Source organism: Sulfuricurvum sp. IAE1, from assembly GCF_004347735.1.
Lineage (GTDB): Bacteria > Campylobacterota > Campylobacteria > Campylobacterales > Sulfurimonadaceae > Sulfuricurvum.
Map to the genome: position 1 here is coordinate 159,361 of NZ_SLTI01000060.1, position 17,755 is coordinate 177,115.

A 17,755-nucleotide genomic window follows, 5' to 3' on the forward strand; every position below is an offset into this window, starting at 1 on the left:
CCCCGTTACAAAAAAACTGCTGAAAACATAATCTGTGGAATATGGCATAAACTCCATAAAAGATTACTTAGACGCGGTCTGGGCGTAATGATTTTGTATCGTGCGGGCATCGTTTTCCCCGACGAGTTCGCGCAGGGTTTCAAAATCGCTGTGGGCAATCGCTTCGAAAGTGCCGAAATATTCGATCAGTTTATGAAGCTTCGCCTGTCCGATCCCCTGAACCGCCAGGAGTTTGGAGGAATGGTCCTGTCTGACTTTGGTTTTTTTGTGGAATGTGATTGCACTGCGGTGGGCTTCGTCCCGAAGCATTTGGATAAACTGGAGCCGTTTATCGGTCGTTTCGAGTCGGAACAGTCCTGCAGTGCCGTGGAGGATGTCGCGCGCCGATCCTTTGGCCCGATGCGCTTTGGCATCGATTTTTTCTTTGCTGATCGCGATGACGTCAAGACGGACTCCGAAAGAGGCGAGCAGCTCTTCAGCCAGGCAGCGGAGGGTCTCGCCGCCGTCGATTACCCAGAGATCAGGGGGCGGATTCGAAGAAAAACCTTCGATCCGGCGTGTGAGCATCTCCCGCATCTGGCCGTACTCGTCGCGCGCTTCGAGATGAAAAGTGCGGTAGCCGCTTTTGTCGAAACCCTCACCGCTGTATACCACCATGGCCCCGACCGTCGCTGTTCCCCCGTGATGGGAATTGTCGAACACTTCGATTCGCCTGGGGGGGATTTCGAGGGCGAAAAGCTCGCGGAGCTGATCGAGCAGCGCTTCTTTGGAAGGCTTTGGGGTTCGGAGCAATTCGCGGGCATTGGCGAGCGCCAGATCGATCAGCTCTTTTTTGACTCCCCGCTTTGGGGTATCGAGAAGCGCTTTTTTCCCGAACAGTTCGCTGAGGTGTTCGGCGACCCATTCGGACGATTCGAAAGGGTGGGCCGTGAGTATCGGTGCGACGACCGGCGGCTTTTCGGTGCCGTAAAAACCGACCAGGGTCCGTTCATAGGCTTCATCGGCCGAAAAGTAGGGGGTGATGTGGAAAAAATCGTGGGTTCCGGAGACCACCCGTCCTTCCCGGACGAAAAGGCGGACGATACACCCCCTGCTTTCGTTGGTTTCGATGGCAAAGACGTCGTAGTTCTCGCGTGATGCCAGATCGATCTGGGAGGTAAATTCACTCCGTCCGATCCGTTCGCACCGGTCGCGCAGGACGAGCGCCTCTTCAAAACGGAGGGTTTCGGCGTAAAAGGCCATCTTCTCTTCGAGCTTTTCGATCAGGCGGCGTTTGTCGCGGATCCATTCGATTCCCTGCTCGACCATCGGCATATAGCGTTCTCTGGGAACGGGATATTCGCAGGGGGCGAGGCATTGGCCCATCTGGTGGAAAAGGCACGCTTTTTTCCCTTTCAGACAGCTTTTTTTCTGTACCAGTGTGAGCAGTTCGTAGAGTGAATCGAGAATGTCCCGTGCCCCGGTCGAAAAAGGGCCGAAGTAACGGATCGATTTTCCTTTGATGATTTTTCGGGTCAGTTCGAAACGGGGGTAGGGATCGTCGAGATCGACGTAAAGGTAGGGGTAGGTTTTGTCGTCGCGCAGGAGGATGTTGTATTTGGGCTTGAGCTGTTTGATCAGCGAATTTTCGAGGATAAGGGCGTCGTGTTCGTTTTCCACGACGATGTAATGCAGGCCTGCCGTTTCGCCTAGCATCTTCTGAATCCGCAGAGAGAGTGTGGATTTCGGTGACAGTGCCGGGGTCAGGTTGAAATAGCTTTTGACCCGTTTCGCGAGGTTTTTGGCTTTGCCGATATAGAGAATGCGCCCCGAAGCGTCGAGGTATTGATAGATTCCGGCTTTTGAGGGGAGGGAGCGGATTTGATCGATCATCGGCTGTCTCTTAATCAGTTATTTATAGAAGCTATTATACCATCGTCGACAGAAAAGATGCTGTCCGAATCGGCATCCGTGAGGGGATCTGATGAGGATCGACCCGAATCAGGAAAAGGGGATGTATGTCAAAAAGATTGATGGCGCTCGCGGGATTGGCCGTACTCGCGGCGATATTGGGCGGATGCGGTTATAAAGCCCCGCCGTACTACGAAAAGCCGTCCCCGAAAGAGGGTTCTTCCGTTGCGCTATGATGTTGTAATCATCGGGTCGGGAATTGCCGGGCTTTACACCGCCATCGGATTGCCGAAGAGACTCAAAGTCCTTGTTATCAACAAATCGTATCCGTGGGAGTGCAATACCTATTACGCGCAGGGCGGGGTGACGACCGCGTACGACGATACGGACATACCCTCGCATGTCGCCGATACCCTCGATGCTGGGGCGGGAATGTGCAATGTCCAGGCCGTACGTCTGATGAGCGAACATTCGCAAGGGGTGATCCGCGATCTGATCGAACGCGGTTTTTCATTCGACAAGGATGAGGAAGGGCATTTGCTCTACACCAAAGAGGCGGCCCATTCGCGCAGCCGCATTCTCCATGCCGGAGGGGACGCGACGGGGCGATATCTCCACTTTTTCCTGTTGCAGCAAAATCCCCATCCGATGCTCAGCGATGCGACGGTCGTCGATCTGCTGATCGAAGACGACCGTTGTTGCGGTGTTGAAGTAGTCAGTGAAGGGAAGCGTCGCATCATCCGTGCCGACAACGTCGTGATCGCCAGCGGCGGGGTGGGATCGCTGTACGAATTTCATACCAACGCGTCGACCATCAGCGGCGATTTGCAGGGAATCTGCCTGGAAAAAGGGATTGCCCTCGAATCGATGGAGATGATGCAGTTTCATCCAACCGTTTTCGTGGCGAATGACTGGGCCCGGAAACTGCTGCTCACGGAAGCTCTTCGGGGGGAAGGGGCGCATGTCGTGGACGAAAACGGTTACCGCTTTTTGTTCGAATACGATCCCAGGGGGGAGCTTGCCCCCCGCGATATCGTCAGCCGCGCGATTTTCGATTATCGTCAGCGGACCGGTAAGCAGGCCTTTCTTTCGTGCGAGCATTTCGAGAGTGAATATTTCAAAGAGCGTTTCCCCAACATTTACAAATCGCTCAACGACCTGGGATTTCACCTCCCCAAAGAACGGGTTCCGATCTCCCCGGCCTTCCATTATGCCGTAGGGGGAATCAAAACCGATCTGCACGGCTCCGTCCCGGGGATACGGGGACTCTACGCGGTAGGGGAGGCGGCATCGACGGGAGTTCACGGGGCCAACCGTCTGGCAAGCAATTCGCTGCTCGAAGGGCTCGTATTTGCCAAAGAAGCGGCGGAGGCGATCCTGAAAACGCAACCGGCACAATGCGAGGGGGCGTTCGAAACGGGAACCGAACCGCTGGAACTGCCGGGGGACAAAGAGAAAAAAGACACATTGCGGCGCGTGATGTGGGATCAGGTTTCGATCGTCCGGACTCCGCAAGGACTGCAAAAAGCACTTGAATCGATTGAAGAGATGATTCGCAGCGGAGTGGGGAGGATGCTGAGATTGCGGCTTCTGACGGCCCGCTGCATTATCGAATCGGCGCAAAAACGGACCGAATCGATCGGTGTCCATTTCATTACACAAGGAGACAAAGAATGACAACTGCGGTTGGAGAACAGGCCGCGATAAATTTTGTGGGCCATCCGTTTGGTTGGCTGCTGCTCGCTATTTTCGTAGTGGGATATTATTTTATCGCAGCGGAAGAGAAATACCATATCGACAAGGCCAAGCCGGCCCTCTTTACGGGAACGCTGATGTTTGTGCTGATCGGTATCTATTATGCCGCGGTCGGGGCCGATTTCACCCCTTTCGAACACGAGGTGGACCATCTCATTCTCGAAATTGCCGAAATCTTTTTCTTTTTATTCGTCGCGATGACGTACATCGAGGCATTGATTGAGCGGGGGGTTTTCAGTGCACTGCGCGCCAAACTGATCGCCAAGGGGTACAGTTACCGGGAACTTTTCTGGATCACCGGTCTTTTGGCGTTTTTCATCTCGCCGGTTGCGGACAACCTAACGACGGCGCTGATCCTTTCGACGGTTCTGCTGACGATCGACAACAAAACAAAAGAGTTTCTCGTCCCCGGTGCGATCAACGTCGTCGTCGCCGCGAATGCGGGGGGTGCCTGGAGCCCGTTCGGGGACATTACGACATTGATGGTCTGGGCGGCTGAAAAAGGGGCATTCTCCGACTTCTTGTATCTTTTCCCGGCATCGTTTCTGGGGTGGGCGGTTACCGCGTACTTGCTGAGCCGCTACGTCCCCGATATCGATCCGCTGGGGGATGGAAATCCTGAAGAAGCGGCAAAAATCGAAATCCTCAAAGGGGGCAAGGTGATCATTGCGTTCGGCGCCCTGACGATTGCCCTGGCGGTAGCCGGAAAACAGCTGCTGCACCTTCCGCCGATGTGGGGGATGTTGTTCGGATTGGCGATTTTGCAGCTGTATATGTATTTTCTCAAAAAGAAGCATCATGTCGACGTCAGTATTTTTCAGGCGATGAGCAAAATTGAGAACAATACACTTCTTTTCTTCTTCGGAATCCTTGCGGCGGTCGGTGCGCTCCACTTTATCGGATTCCTCGAATACGCGGCCAAACTGTATGAAGTCTTTGACCCGACGATGGTGAATATCGGCGTGGGATTCCTTTCGGCGATCGTCGATAACGTCCCCGTGATGTCGGCGGTTCTCAAAGCCGATCCCTCAATCGACCACGCACAGTGGATGCTGGTGACGATGACGGCCGGAATCGGAGGCTCCCTGATCAGTTTCGGGAGCGCCGCAGGGGTCGGAGTCATGGGAAAAATGCAGGGGATTTACACCTTTGCTTCCCACATCAAGCTTGCATGGACGGTATTGATCGGATATTTCGTCTCCCTTGCGGTGTGGTATTTCCAGTTCATCGTGCTGGCTATTTATTAAGCCATATTCAAAATTAAACTACATTAGGGTACCCTTGCATTTAGCATTAGGGTACTTTCCCCTTTCCCACATTTTAATCGTAAAGGCTTTCCCGTGAAAGACGTCAGTATCATCGTCCTTGACTTTGGATCACAGTATACGCAACTGATTGCCCGCCGTCTGCGTGAAGACAAAATCTACTGCGAAGTTCTCCCTTACCGGACGAACGCAGAAACGATCAAAGCAAAAAATCCAAAAGGGATCATCCTCAGCGGCGGTCCTTCATCGGTTTATAACAAAGACGCCTACGAAGTGGACCGGGAGGTCTACAAACTGGGAATCCCCGTCCTGGGCATCTGCTACGGGATGCAGCGTATCGCTGTCGATTTCGGCGGTTCGGTCGTCCGCAGCGATCATCACGAGTACGGTAAAGCGGAGCTCTACATCGATATGGAAAAAAACTCCCCGCTTTTCGACAGCTGCGAAAACGAGCGGATCGTGTGGATGAGCCATTCGGACAAAGTCGACGTCCTTCCCGAAGGGTTTTCGCCGATCGCCCATTCGGCCAACTCCCCGTATGCGGCCATCGCCGACGAGTCGCGCCGTATTTACGCGATGCAGTATCACCCCGAAGTGAACCATTCCGAAGAGGGGTACCTGATGCTTCGCAATTTTGCGCGCAAAATCTGCGGCATCACCGAAAAATGGGACATGGGCCATTTCCTCAAAGAACAGATCATCAAAATCCGTGAACGGGTAGGGGACGGAAAAGTTCTTTGCGCCCTCAGCGGCGGGGTTGATTCTTCGGTCGTTGCGGCGCTGCTTTACGAAGCGATCGGCGATCAGCTGATTCCCGTGTTCGTCGATAACGGCGTACTGCGCAAAGGGGAGAAAGAGTCGGTTGAAAACATTTTCAAAGTCCACCTCAAAGTCCCTCTCGTCGTCGCCGACGCTTCGGAGATTTTCCTCTCCAAGCTTGCCGGAGTGACCGATCCCGAGACGAAACGCAAAATTATCGGACATACGTTTATCGAGGTGTTCGAAGCGGAAGCGAAAAAACACTCAGGGATCAAATTCCTTGCGCAGGGGACTCTTTATCCCGACGTGATCGAATCGATCTCCCCCAACGGTGCTTCGGTGACGATCAAGAGCCACCACAACGTCGGGGGGCTTCCCGACTGGATGGATTTCGAGCTGATCGAGCCGCTGCGCGACCTTTTCAAAGACGAAGTGCGCAAACTGGGCCTTGAACTGGGCCTCCCGGAATCGCTTGTCTACCGTCATCCGTTCCCGGGGCCGGGTCTGGCGATCCGTATCATGGGGGAAGTTAACAAAACCGATCTGGATATTCTCCGCGAAGCCGACGTCATCTTGCTTGATGAACTCAAAGCAAGCGGGTATTACACCCGTACATGGCAGGCATTCGCCGTATTGCTGAACGTCAAAAGCGTCGGCGTCATGGGAGATAACCGTACCTATGACAATACCGTGTGTGTTCGCGTCGTCGAAGCGGTAGACGGCATGACGGCCACTTTCGCCCATCTGCCGCACGATCTGCTTGAGCGGATCAGCCGCCGCATCATCAACGAAGTCGAAGGGATCAACCGCGTCGTGTACGACATCAGCTCCAAACCGCCCGCTACCATCGAGTGGGAATAAGGCGCGTAGTGCGCCCCGTTTTTCTTGTCTCCAAAACCCCTTATCCGGGGGTTATCCATATACCCGTTCTCTCCATCCGTTTTTTAACGCCGCCCATCGATTTTTCTCAATATGACGGAATCGTATTCACGTCCAAGCAGGGAATTGAAGCGCTCCATAACTACGATGTTGAGTGGAAAGAACTGCAATGCGTCTGCGTCTCCGAACCCACTGCCGAGCACGCACGGCGCGCCGGTGTGGCGAACGTCGTTGCAGGGAACGGCTACGGCGAAAGTCTGCCCGATGTGCTGGGCCGTTTCGGAACACGGAAGCGTTGGATCTATCTGCGTCCTGAAACGGTTGCCTCCGATTGGGCCGAACACGCGCGAAACGAAAAAGGGATTTCGGTGGATGAAGCAATCGTGTACGAGACGGTCTGCAACGCCGACTCCGGAGGAATCGAGGTCCCGGAGGATGCGGTATTGGTGTTCACCTCCCCCTCCTCGGTCCGGTGTTATCTGGAGCGGTACGCACTTTTGGATACCCATACCGTCGTGGCGATCGGAACGACGACCGAAAAATCGCTGCCGAAGGGGATCGCTGCGCGTACGAGTGCCGAAACCAGTGTGTCATCTGCCGTTAAACTGGCCTGTGAAATTGCCGGAGCGGACAAAAAATAATCGTTTTTTAAAAGCGTATGCGTTATAATCATTTACTCTGGGCGCAGCGATCAATCGCACTTGAGGGTTCTACATTTCTATACAGTGGAACCGGTAGACGTCTTGGTGTGTCGGCGGTCTCGTTTGAGCCTACGGGCGAGAGATTGCCGCCGGATGGACGCTCGGTCCGCTTTTGTTCGGCTTTGAGAACCAAAGCTACTGCGAAACGCCCGCCCGGGCCTTGTGTTTCTTCTTAGATGTTTTTCTTCCCTTCCCTATTTTTCCGCCATAAATTTAAACCGCACATTGGGATTAAGAGGTTATAATCTCTTGCTTGTTTGATCTGAGAATCCGGTGCGAATTTCAGGTAAAACCAGCAAATTTTTTTTCAAGGTGTAGTATGCGCGTAATGGTTATCGGTAGCGGCGGACGGGAGTTTGCCATCGGTAGAGTCCTAAAACAGGATCCTGCAGTGTCGAAACTCTATTTTGCCCCGGGTAACGGTGCGACGCCGATGCTCGGCGAAAACGTGTCGATCAAAGACTATCACGAACTGGCGCAGTTTGCCCTCGATAACGGAATCGATCTGACGATCGTCGGTCCCGAAGGGCCGCTTAGCGAGGGAGTGGTGGATGTCTTCAAGTCCAAGGGACTGGTCATTTTCGGACCCTCGAAAGCCGCGGCGCAGCTTGAAGGCTCCAAAGTGTACATGAAGAACTTTTTGGCCAAGAACAACATCCCGACCGCACGCTATATCGAAACCGACCATATCGGAGACGCCTTCAAATTCATCGAATCGCTGAACGCGCCGATCGTTGTCAAAGCCGACGGGTTGTGTGCCGGAAAAGGGGTCATTATCGCGATGAGCCATGAGGAAGCGAAGGTTGCCGTTTCGGAGATGCTCAGCGGGAAAGCATTCGGTGATGCCGGTAAACGGGTCGTTGTCGAAGAGTTTCTCGACGGCTACGAACTCTCGATGTTCGCGCTGTGTGACGGTAAAGACTTCATCCTTCTTCCGGCGGCACAGGACCATAAACGCCTTCTGGACAATGACGAAGGGCCTAATACCGGCGGGATGGGAGCATACGCTCCGACACCGCTTGTGGACGAAGTGATCTATGAGAAAGTAAAAGAGCGGATTATTCGTCCGACCCTCAAAGGGATGCAGGAAGAGGGAGCTCCGTTCGAAGGGGTTTTGTTCATCGGACTGATGATTGTGGGCGGTGAGCCGCTGACGCTGGAATTCAACGTCCGTTTCGGCGACCCGGAGTGTGAAATCCTGATGCCGCTGCTCAAAACGCCTGCAAGCGAACTGTTTTACAAAGCGGCGACCAAACAGCTCGATACCCTGAACGTCGAGTTCCATGACAAATATGCCGTCGGTGTCGTGATGGCGAGCCGCGACTACCCTTATGCCAATTCAGAACCCGCTGAAATCATCGTAGACGAAATTCACCACGATGAGATTGCCGAAAATACCCATATCGCGTATGCCGGGGTGAGCGCGGAAGAGGGGAAACTCTACGCGACCGGCGGACGGGTGCTGGTGTGTGTCGGCGTCGGCGACAGCATCAAACAAGCCCGCGACCGTGCCTATATGCTGTGCGGACAAGTCCATTATGCGGGGAAAAAGCTCCGCACCGATATCGCATACCAAGCGCTGCGCTGATGGACGAACAACTCGATACGCTGCTGGAGCGCGAACGGCTCGAACCCGCTTCCCTACGCCAGCGGGCTGCGGCGTTCGGGATCGATGAGATACTTTTGTCGGTATTGATGTTCGTCATTTTATGGGATGCGATTTCCGCCGCCGAAACGGTCGAGCAGATGATCGCACTCACCAACAGCTTTCTTCTCGAGTTTATGGCGATCAAAATCGTCTACCATACTTTTTTTACGATGCAATACGGCGCGAGCCTTGGGAAAATCGTGATGAAAATCCGTGTCATCGAACTCTCCACCCTGTCGAATCCGGGCTTTTTGAGCGCGTTCAACCGGAGTGTTTTCCGGGTTGTGAGCGAAGTGCTTTTTTATCTGGGATTCATCTGGGCAATGCTCGATCCCTATCGCCGAAGCTGGCACGACCGCACGGCGCGTACATTGGTGATCAATGCGTAACTTCGGCTGGATCAGTTTGGTCGCATCGACCCTCTTATTGGGATCCGACCGGGTAGAACTCGTAGGAACCCATGCCGACATGAACGGTTCGACGGCGTATGCGGGTGGAAATCCCGTGATGCTCTATCAAGACCAGATCATGAGCGCCGAGGAGATGGTTTACGACAAAAATACCACCGTTGTCGAAGCGAAGGGCTCGGTGAACGTTTTCAAGGCGAACCAGTACCACATCATCAGCGACTACGCCCGCTATAACCTGACGACCGACAAGCGCTATTCAAAACCCTATTACATGCTCGACCAGGCGAGCGGCAACTGGCTGAGCACCGAAGAGGCCGAAGCGTGCGAGAACGAAATCGACCTCTCCAGCGGAGCCGTCTCGGGATGTGAATCGACCGACCCGCTCTGGAAAATCCGCTTCAGCAGCGCCAATTACGACACCGAGGCGATGTGGCTCAACCTCTTTAACGCCCGTCTCGTCATCAACGACGTCCCCGTTTTTTATCTCCCTTATTTCGGATATCCGACCGACCGGACCCGCCGCAGCGGTCTGCTTATCCCCAGTTTCGGATGGTCGAACTCCGAGGGTTTTTATTATCAGCAACCGATCTACCTGGCCCCCCACAACTGGTGGGACCTTGAGCTGCGACCCCAGATCCGTACCTCCCGAGGGGAGGGGATGTATGCCGATTTCCGCTTCGTCGATACCCTCTCGTCGCAGGGCTCCATCCGCGTCGGATATTTCAAAGAACAAGCCGCTTACGCCGAAAAGCAGGACCTTGCAAACCAAAAACATTACGGGTATGAAGTCGATTACATCCACAAAGCTCCGTTGCGTGAATGGTTCGGGGTCAATCTGGCCGGCGAATCGGGATTGTACGTCGACGGGGCCTGGATGAACGACGTCGATTATCTGAACCTCCAAAAGTCGGATCAGACGCAAAACGTCACCTCCAACCAGGTTATGTCACGCATCAACGCCTACTATAACGGCGAAGACCATTACGTCGGTGCTTATTTCAAGCATTACCAATACCTGGATCTAGCCAATAACGACCGAACCATCCAAACGATTCCGACGCTCCACTATCACCGGTATCTTCAGACCTTTTTGGAAGATCATCTTCTCATCAACGGGGAAGCGACCGCAACCCATTATTACCGCCCCGACGGAAAACGCGCAATTCAGGGCGATTTCAGTGTTCCGGTCGTATTGCAGACGGCGTTGCTTGATGAATACCTCGACGCCAGTTACACGATGAACGCTTCATCAAGGGTGATCAGTTTTTACGGCAATCCCTACAGCGACGATACCAACCGTTACGAGCAGGGCCTTTACGCGCAGCTGGACCACACCTTCGCCCTCTCCTCGACGCTGGTGCGCCCGTATGAATCGTACGTCCACGCGATTACCCCGAGCGTGAGCTATACTGCCGCCGGAAGCCGCCGTTACAGCGGCTATTACGAAACGTTTCATTCCAGCCAGGAATGTATTCCGGGGAATACAAACCCCGCATGCGAATACTATACCCTCAACGAACCCAGCGATACTCTCTCGCTGGGGCTGAACAACTATCTCTTCGAAGACGGCAAACAGATCCTTGCCGACCGGTTGTCGCAGAATTTCCGTTTCGACGAAGCGGGCAGCTATTACGGGGAGCTGCAAAACGAGCTGGAATGGCAGATTACCGAGGCGGTTTCGTTTTACAACCAGACCTCCTACCACCACGACCGCAACCGCATCACCAAAGAGCAAAATTCACTGCGCTATAATAACGGGGTTGTAAGCGCGGGGATCAACCATTATTACACCGACCAGCTTCTGAATAACCAGACGGTCTATTCGAGCTACTGGACGGCCGATGCGGCGTACCAGTACAACCGCAACTACCGAATATTCGGATCGGTCGCCTACGACTACCGTGAGGATTTGATGAAAACGAGCGAAATCGGATTCCTCTACTCGCGGCGTTGTCTCGATTTCGGTTTGCGACTGGTACAGAACCGCCGACCGATTCTCACCAACGCGAGTGCGAACGATTCGGTCAATGATTCGTATATCTTTATCACGATCGTCCTCAAACCGGTCGGGGGGTCTGAGTTCAATTACAAACTCAGCGGCAACTAATACAAAGAGGCAGCGTATGAAACTGGAAGCTAAAATCGGTCTTTTCGTTCTGATGGCGTTGGGGGCATTGTTATTCCTCTCGACGCAGGTGACGTCGTTTGGTACCTGGGGCGGTGAAACTTATCCGGCCAACGCGTATGTCGATGACGCATCGGGCATCGAGGAGCATACGCACGTTCTGATGAACGGGGTCAAAATCGGTGAAATCAGCGACATAGCGATCGAAGGAAAGCGGGTCCGTCTCGAACTGGCCATCGACGAAGGGGTCAAAATTCCGCTCGACTCCTCAGTCATCGTCGCACAGGAGTCGTTGCTGGGGACGAAAGTGCTCAATATCGTCGTCGGTGATTCACCGCAGATGCTTGCAAGCGGGGGCACTCTGCCGCAGGCAAAACGTTATGCCTCGTTCGATCAGACCAGCGACTCGGTCAACGCCGCCGCCCGCGAGCTCGAACTGCTGATGCGTGATTTTCGCCAAACGCTGGATGATGAACACCGCAAAGCGATCCAGGAAGCGATCATCGCTTTTCGAAACGTCGGGGTCAACCTAGATGGCGTCATCGTCGAAAACCGCGAAGACCTGCACGCCGCGATCGCCAATTTCAGGGCGATGAGCGCCGGATTCGCCCAAAGCGCCGATACGGTAAACAAAGACCTGCCCGAAATCATGGCCCGGATCAATTCGCTGACGACGCGGATGGACAACATCAGCGGCGCGCTCGAGCACAAACTCCCCGAAGCGGTCGATAAATTCGTCAAAATCGAAGACAACGTCAGCGACATCCTGAGCGAAAACCGCTCGTCGCTCAAAACGGCTCTCACCTCCGCGGGGGACTTCTTCAAAAGCGGGGAGCAGGCGTTCGCGAAAGTCGATTCGATGCTCTCGAACTTTACGACCAGCGAGCTGCAGGTGGCGATGCATACCGATTACATGATGCGCGATCAGTACGGCAAGGTTTATCTGGGGGTAAACTACCTTCCCAATCCCGAAACGTACTACATGTTTGACCTGATCAGCACCGACGATTACTCGCAATACACGACAAACCCCCCGGGCAAACACAAAGAGAGCGAACTCTATTATTCGCTCCAGTACGGGAAACGTTTCGACAATCTCCTGCTCCGTTTCGGGGCGATCGAATCGACCGGGGGGATCGGGTTTGACTATTTTATGAACCACGACCGCCTGAAGTTTTCGGCCGAAGCGTTCGATTTCAATGCCGTCAACGACGTCCGCTCCGAGCGGGCGCATCTCAAAGCGCAATTGCGCTACCAGATGCTCAAGCATCTTGAACTCTACGGCGGATGGGACAATTTCCTCAACCCGCAATCGCAGAACCTCTTCCTGGGGCTTGGATTGCGCTTTATCGACAACGACATCAAATATACGTTCGGTGCCGCATCGATGGCACGGTAAACCCGGTTATGCAGCAGATCAAGTTTAAAAACCGTTCCGACGCGGCGGTCCAGCTCAAAGAGGTGCTGCCGCTTGATCGGATGAAAAACGAAGGATGGAGTCTTGTCGCGGTCTCTGCGGGGGGGCTTGTCATTGCCGACGCCCTCAATACCCGCCTGAAACTTCCCATCGACTATCTTCTCTCGGCATCGATCACCGCTCCCCAAAACGGCGAATGCGAACTCGCGCGGGTGAGCGAAACCGAAGAGATCGTAATCCTGCAGCCCCTGCTCGAAGCGTTTGATATCCAGGTGGATTATATCTACGGCGAAGCGACGCGCAAACACGAAGAGAAAATCCTCAGTGCGATCTACCGATACCGTAAAGGGGAACATTTCGAGTCGATGAAAGGAAAAACGGTCCTGCTCATCGACGAGGGGAGCGAAACGGGACTCAAACTGATGTGCGCGATCAAAACCGCGTTTTCGCAAAAGGCCAAGGCGGTATATGTCGCCGCACCGGTGATCCCCTCGGAGGTGGTCGAAGCGCTCGACCCGATCGTGGACGCCGTTTTCTGCGTCCATGAGATTGACGATTACGTCGATACGCAATGCTATTATCAGGAATTCGACCCCGTCGAGGAAGAGACGATAGAGACAATTTTGGAGAAAAGAGATGAACTATAACGTAGAACTGGAACTGACGAACAAAACCGAATCATACGCATTCGGACAGGTAGCCAAGCAGGCAAACGGGGCCGCGTGGCTCAAATGCGGGAACACGGTGATCCTTGCGACCGTCGTCGTGGACGAAACCGATTTCGTGGACGAGGACTTTTTGCCGCTGACGGTGCAGTACATCGAAAAGAGTTACGCGGCCGGGAAATTTCCCGGCGGATTCATCAAACGAGAAACTAAACCCAGCGATTTTGAGACGCTGACGTCGCGGATCGTCGACCGTTCGCTCCGTCCGCTTTTTCCCAAAGGATTCGCCAACCCGATCCAGATCACGGTGATGGTTCTTAGTGCCGACAACGATGCCGATTTGCAGGTGCTTGCGCTGAATGCGGCGTCTGCGGCACTCTACGTATCGGACATCGACATCTTTACGTCGGTGACCGCGGTGCGGGCCGCCAAAATCGACGGCGAGATCGTGTTCAATCCGACGCGTGAAGAGATGGAGAACAGCACCCTGGATCTCTACCTCGCCGGAAGCCGGGATGATATGCTGATGATCGAGATGCAAAGCATCGGAAGCGATGAAGTTGAGGTTCTCGACGCGCTGATGATCGATCCGATCATCGATTCGGCGGGAATGGCGCAGACGATGCCGGTGCGCCGTTCGAATGCGATGAGCGAAGATGAACTCATCACCGTTTTGGAGCGTGCCCAAGAGGAACTGAAAAAAGCGAACACGTCGTATGAATCGGCGTTCAAGCCTTTTGCGGCCGAACCGTTCGAGTTGCAGTGCGTCATCAGCGAAATCAACGCCGAAATGGCAGAGTACGTCCGCGCCACCCATACCGATGACCTGAAAAAAGGGATCAACCAGATGGCCAAAACGGAGCGGAGCACCGCGCTGCGCACGATCCGTAAAAATATCATGAAAGAGAAGCCCGAGTGGGACGAACACGAACTGAAAAAGGCGATCGAGTCGGTCAAACGCTCAATGGTACGCGCGCAGATTCTGGATGAACGCGTCCGCGCCGACGGACGCGGGCTTGCCGAAGTTCGCCCCATCAGCATCGAAACGAATGTTCTCCCCGGAGCCCACGCTTCGGCACTCTTTACCAGAGGACAGACCCAGGCGCTCGTCGTCTTGACGCTCGGCGGCGCCAAAGACGCGCAGATGTTTGAAAACCTCACCGATAAAGGGACGCAGAACGAAACGTTCATGGTCCACTACAACTTCCCCGGATTCAGCGTCGGAGAACCTTCGCCGATCGGAGCCCCTCGCCGCCGGGAACTCGGGCACGGAAATCTCGCCAAACGGGCACTCGAGGGCTCCTGTGTCCAAAACGGCCAGACGGTGCGCCTCGTATCCGAAATCCTTGAGTCAAACGGTTCGTCATCGATGGCGACGGTGTGCGGCGGCTACATGGCACTTCGTGCGGGAGATCTGGAGATGGCCGATCCGATCGCGGGGGTCGCGATGGGAATGGTTTCAGAAGGGGAGAAATATGCGATTCTCACCGACATTATGGGCCTTGAAGACCATGACGGCGACCTTGATTTCAAAGTGGCGGGTTCCAAAGAGGGGATCACGGCGATGCAGATGGACATCAAACTCGGAGGGATACGTCTGGACGTCCTGCGCGAGGCGCTCTTTCAGGCTAAAGAGGCCCGTAGTCATATCATCGACATCATGTTGGCTTCCGAAGCGAAAATCGAGCTGAATGAAGGGACGCTCCCGAGTACCGACTTGTTCCATGTCGATCCGGGTTCGATCGCCGATATCATCGGTCAGGCAGGCAAAACGATCCGCGAGATCATCGAGCGCTTCGACGTCACGATCGATATCGACAAGAAAAAAGGTGCGGTGAAGCTGACCGGGAAAAACCGCGAAGGGCTGCGAGGAGCGCGCGATCACATCGAAGGGATCGCCAGCGGCGCGGTACAACCCGAAAAGGTGGAATATAAACTCGGTGACGTCGTCACCGGAAAAGTGAAAAAAATCGTCGATTTCGGGGCGTTTGTCGAATTACCCGGCGGTGTCGACGGGCTGATCCACATCTCACGCCTCTCTGAGGGGCACGTATCGCGGGTGAGCGACGTGGTCAAAGAGGGGGACGAGATCACGGTCGAAATCGTCGAATTCAAAGGAAACAAAATCGGGCTTGGGCGGGCTAAGTAATTTTTTAGCTGCACCGGATTATAATTCCATCCACGAAGCGATAAGTAGGGATACGTAATCCGAACGGGCTTTGAATAATTTACGGAGATCACTCATGAAAAAAGTTCTTTTTCTTATGATCGCTCTTGCCGCTGCAGCATTCGGTGCTGAAGAAGCAGTAGTGAACGAAACGCTTAAAGCATACTCGATGATCGCTGCGGGTGTCGGCCTTGGTCTGGCTGCACTCGGTGGTGCCATCGGTATGGGTAGCACTGCTGCCGCAACAATCGCCGGTACAGCTCGTAACCCTGGCCTCGGCGGCAAACTGATGACAACTATGTTCATCGCTCTTGCGATGATCGAAGCTCAGGTTATCTATACCCTGGTCATCGCTCTTATCGCTCTTTACGCGAACCCATACCTCGGGTAACTCCGGGTATAACCCTCGGTCAGCTTCGGCTGATCTTTTTTCTTTTTAACTGCGATCGTGGTGGAATTGGTAGACACGCTATCTTGAGGGGGTAGTGCCAACAGGTGTGCGAGTTCAAATCTCGCCGATCGCACCATTCTTTTTATTAAAAACTCCCTTTTAAATCCCCGGTTTTTCGATCCGATTCATCATTTCTACAATCTTTTTTCCTGTGCAAAAGCCCTGCAAAAACGTCATTTTTTTTCCTTTCGTTTCTGTACTCGTTCTTGTTTTTAGACTATAATGAGATTATTCAAACCGCAAGGAATAGAAGATGGCATACTTGACACAACTAAAACATTTGATTCAAAACGAGTTGATCCCCGACGTGGAAGAACACATCGACGATATCTTCGAATCGATCGCATCTCAAAAAGACGCATCGCCGCAGGAACGGGCCCAGCTCGAAGACCTTCAGGCACTGCGTGACGAGTACAAAGAACTGCTCGGAGAGATCAACAGCGGGCAGCTCGACGAAGAGGAAGCCGAACAGCTCTATACCGAGCTGACGTCGATGCGCGAAGGGGACGAGGACGAAGACGACCTTTATTACGATGAGGACGATTTCGACGACGAAGACGAGGATGATTACGACGAATTCGACCGCGACGAAGACGACGACCAGTATTGATGGCAAAATACGTCTTACTCGATACCGAAACGACGGGAGCCGGTGAAAACGACCGGATCATACAATTGGGATTCATGGTCCTGGAAGGGAAAAACGTAGAGGTTTACAATGACCTGTGCTACAGTGAAGTCCCCATCGCGATTCCGGCTATGGAGACGCACGGAATCACTCCCGAAATGATCGAAGGGCTTCCGACGTGTAGAGAGACGGGCGCATTTCGCGCGCTCGAAGGGCTCAATGATCCCGAAAACATCCTGATCATCCATAATGCGCCGTTTGATCTGGGGATGCTCGCCAAAGAAAATTTTACCTCGCGGATGCGGCTCATCGATACGTTGCGGTGCGCAAAACATCTTTTTGATGACGAGGAAGCACATCGACTGCAGTATTTCCGGTATCGGCTGGGGCTGTACAAAATCGAGCAGGCCGAAGCGAAGGCACTGGGAATCGAAGTGAAGGCCCACGATGCGATCGGGGACGTGCTGGTACTGAAACTCTTCTTGAGCGAACTTCGCAAGCGGCTTGCCGAGCGTTTCGGCGAGGTCAATCCGATCGACAAGATGGTGGAACTGACACAGACGCCGGTTTTTTATGCCCGCCCTCTGAAATTCGGAAAATACAAAGGTAAAACCCTCTCCGAAATCGTCGAAAGCGATCGCGGCTATCTCTCATGGATGCTGGGGAATATGGAAAGCCTCGACGAAGACATGCGCTACAGTATCAACGTCGTTTTGGGGAATGGTTAGAACGTCGTTTTGGTGGAGGTTTTGAGTTCGCTCAGGCGATACGCCGCGTCCTGGTTTCCCGAACGCATCGCTTTTTTCCACCACTCCATCGCTTTTTCTTCGCTTTGTTCGACCCCTTCACCGTAAAAATACATCATTCCGACATACAGCTGCGCTTCGTCGTCGCGTTCGTATTGGGCCAGCGGGTAGAGGATTTCGTACGCTTGCGAAAACTCTCCGGCGTTGTAGGCGTTGATCCCCTCAATCAGTCGTTCCATCGGCAATCCT

16 protein-coding genes and 1 tRNA gene are annotated in these 17,755 nt (G+C 53.8%); 15 read left to right on the forward strand and 2 right to left on the reverse strand.

Annotated features, from left to right (window positions below; all coding sequences use genetic code 11):
* Positions 1–63: 63 nt before the first annotated feature.
* Positions 64–1,872, reverse strand: a complete 1,809-nt coding sequence (gene uvrC, locus E0765_RS09445) for an excinuclease ABC subunit UvrC (RefSeq protein ID WP_132812978.1) — start codon at positions 1,870–1,872, stop codon at positions 64–66.
* A 125-nt stretch (positions 1,873–1,997) separates the two neighbouring features.
* On the opposite strand from uvrC, the gene E0765_RS12755 reads away from it, so the two are divergent.
* The 15 genes from E0765_RS12755 (at position 1,998) to E0765_RS09515 (ending at position 17,488) form a co-directional block, all read left to right on the forward strand.
* A complete protein-coding gene (locus E0765_RS12755) occupies positions 1,998–2,126 on the forward strand; it encodes a hypothetical protein (RefSeq protein ID WP_255417892.1) in 129 nt (42 codons plus the stop codon).
* Complete coding sequence (gene nadB, locus E0765_RS09450; protein ID WP_132812979.1) at positions 2,116–3,567, forward strand: L-aspartate oxidase; 1,452 nt, start codon at positions 2,116–2,118, stop codon at positions 3,565–3,567. The genes E0765_RS12755 and nadB overlap by 11 nt, the downstream gene beginning before the upstream one ends.
* Positions 3,564–4,892 (forward strand): sodium:proton antiporter NhaD, encoded by a 1,329-nt coding sequence (gene nhaD / locus E0765_RS09455; RefSeq protein WP_132812980.1) that lies wholly within the window; start codon positions 3,564–3,566, stop codon positions 4,890–4,892. The genes nadB and nhaD overlap by 4 nt, the downstream gene beginning before the upstream one ends.
* A gap of 93 nt (positions 4,893–4,985) precedes the next feature.
* A complete protein-coding gene (guaA, locus tag E0765_RS09460; RefSeq protein ID WP_132812981.1) occupies positions 4,986–6,530 on the forward strand; it encodes a glutamine-hydrolyzing GMP synthase in 1,545 nt (514 codons plus the stop codon).
* A gap of 8 nt (positions 6,531–6,538) precedes the next feature.
* A complete protein-coding gene (locus E0765_RS09465; RefSeq protein WP_165921735.1) occupies positions 6,539–7,189 on the forward strand; it encodes a uroporphyrinogen-III synthase in 651 nt (216 codons plus the stop codon).
* Positions 7,190–7,568: 379 nt separating this feature from the next.
* Positions 7,569–8,837, forward strand: a complete 1,269-nt coding sequence (gene purD, locus E0765_RS09470) for a phosphoribosylamine--glycine ligase (protein WP_132812983.1) — start codon at positions 7,569–7,571, stop codon at positions 8,835–8,837.
* Complete coding sequence (locus tag E0765_RS09475) at positions 8,837–9,286, forward strand: RDD family protein (protein ID WP_132812984.1); 450 nt, start codon at positions 8,837–8,839, stop codon at positions 9,284–9,286. Before purD ends, E0765_RS09475 begins: the two co-directional genes overlap by 1 nt.
* Entirely contained in the window at positions 9,279–11,414 is a 2,136-nt protein-coding gene (locus tag E0765_RS09480; protein WP_132812985.1) for an LPS-assembly protein LptD, read from the forward strand. The genes E0765_RS09475 and E0765_RS09480 overlap by 8 nt, the downstream gene beginning before the upstream one ends.
* Positions 11,415–11,430: 16 nt before the next feature.
* Positions 11,431–12,831 carry an MlaD family protein gene (locus tag E0765_RS09485; RefSeq protein WP_165921736.1) on the forward strand — a complete coding sequence of 467 codons (1,401 nt, stop codon included), beginning with the start codon at positions 11,431–11,433 and terminating at the stop codon, positions 12,829–12,831.
* An 8-nt stretch (positions 12,832–12,839) separates the two neighbouring features.
* Positions 12,840–13,496 (forward strand): phosphoribosyltransferase, encoded by a 657-nt coding sequence (locus E0765_RS09490; RefSeq protein ID WP_132812987.1) that lies wholly within the window; start codon positions 12,840–12,842, stop codon positions 13,494–13,496.
* Positions 13,486–15,663, forward strand: a complete 2,178-nt coding sequence (locus tag E0765_RS09495; protein WP_132812988.1) for a polyribonucleotide nucleotidyltransferase — start codon at positions 13,486–13,488, stop codon at positions 15,661–15,663. The genes E0765_RS09490 and E0765_RS09495 overlap by 11 nt, the downstream gene beginning before the upstream one ends.
* Before the next feature lie 94 nt (positions 15,664–15,757).
* Positions 15,758–16,072: a F0F1 ATP synthase subunit C gene (locus E0765_RS09500; protein WP_132812989.1), complete on the forward strand. Its 315-nt coding sequence runs from the start codon at positions 15,758–15,760 to the stop codon at positions 16,070–16,072.
* A gap of 51 nt (positions 16,073–16,123) precedes the next feature.
* A tRNA-Leu gene (locus E0765_RS09505) sits at positions 16,124–16,208 on the forward strand.
* A gap of 177 nt (positions 16,209–16,385) precedes the next feature.
* Positions 16,386–16,742, forward strand: coding sequence for a hypothetical protein (locus tag E0765_RS09510; RefSeq protein WP_132812990.1), 357 nt, complete (start codon positions 16,386–16,388; stop codon positions 16,740–16,742).
* The gene (locus E0765_RS09515) at positions 16,742–17,488 is read left to right on the forward strand and encodes a 3'-5' exonuclease (protein WP_188109938.1); all 747 of its coding nucleotides are present in this window, start codon (positions 16,742–16,744) and stop codon (positions 17,486–17,488) included. Before E0765_RS09510 ends, E0765_RS09515 begins: the two co-directional genes overlap by 1 nt.
* On the opposite strand, the gene E0765_RS09520 is transcribed toward E0765_RS09515, so the two are convergent.
* Positions 17,485–17,745 (reverse strand): SEL1-like repeat protein, encoded by a 261-nt coding sequence (locus E0765_RS09520; protein WP_132812992.1) that lies wholly within the window; start codon positions 17,743–17,745, stop codon positions 17,485–17,487. The two genes, E0765_RS09515 and E0765_RS09520, sit on opposite strands and share 4 nt — an antisense overlap.
* Positions 17,746–17,755 lie beyond the last annotated feature (10 nt).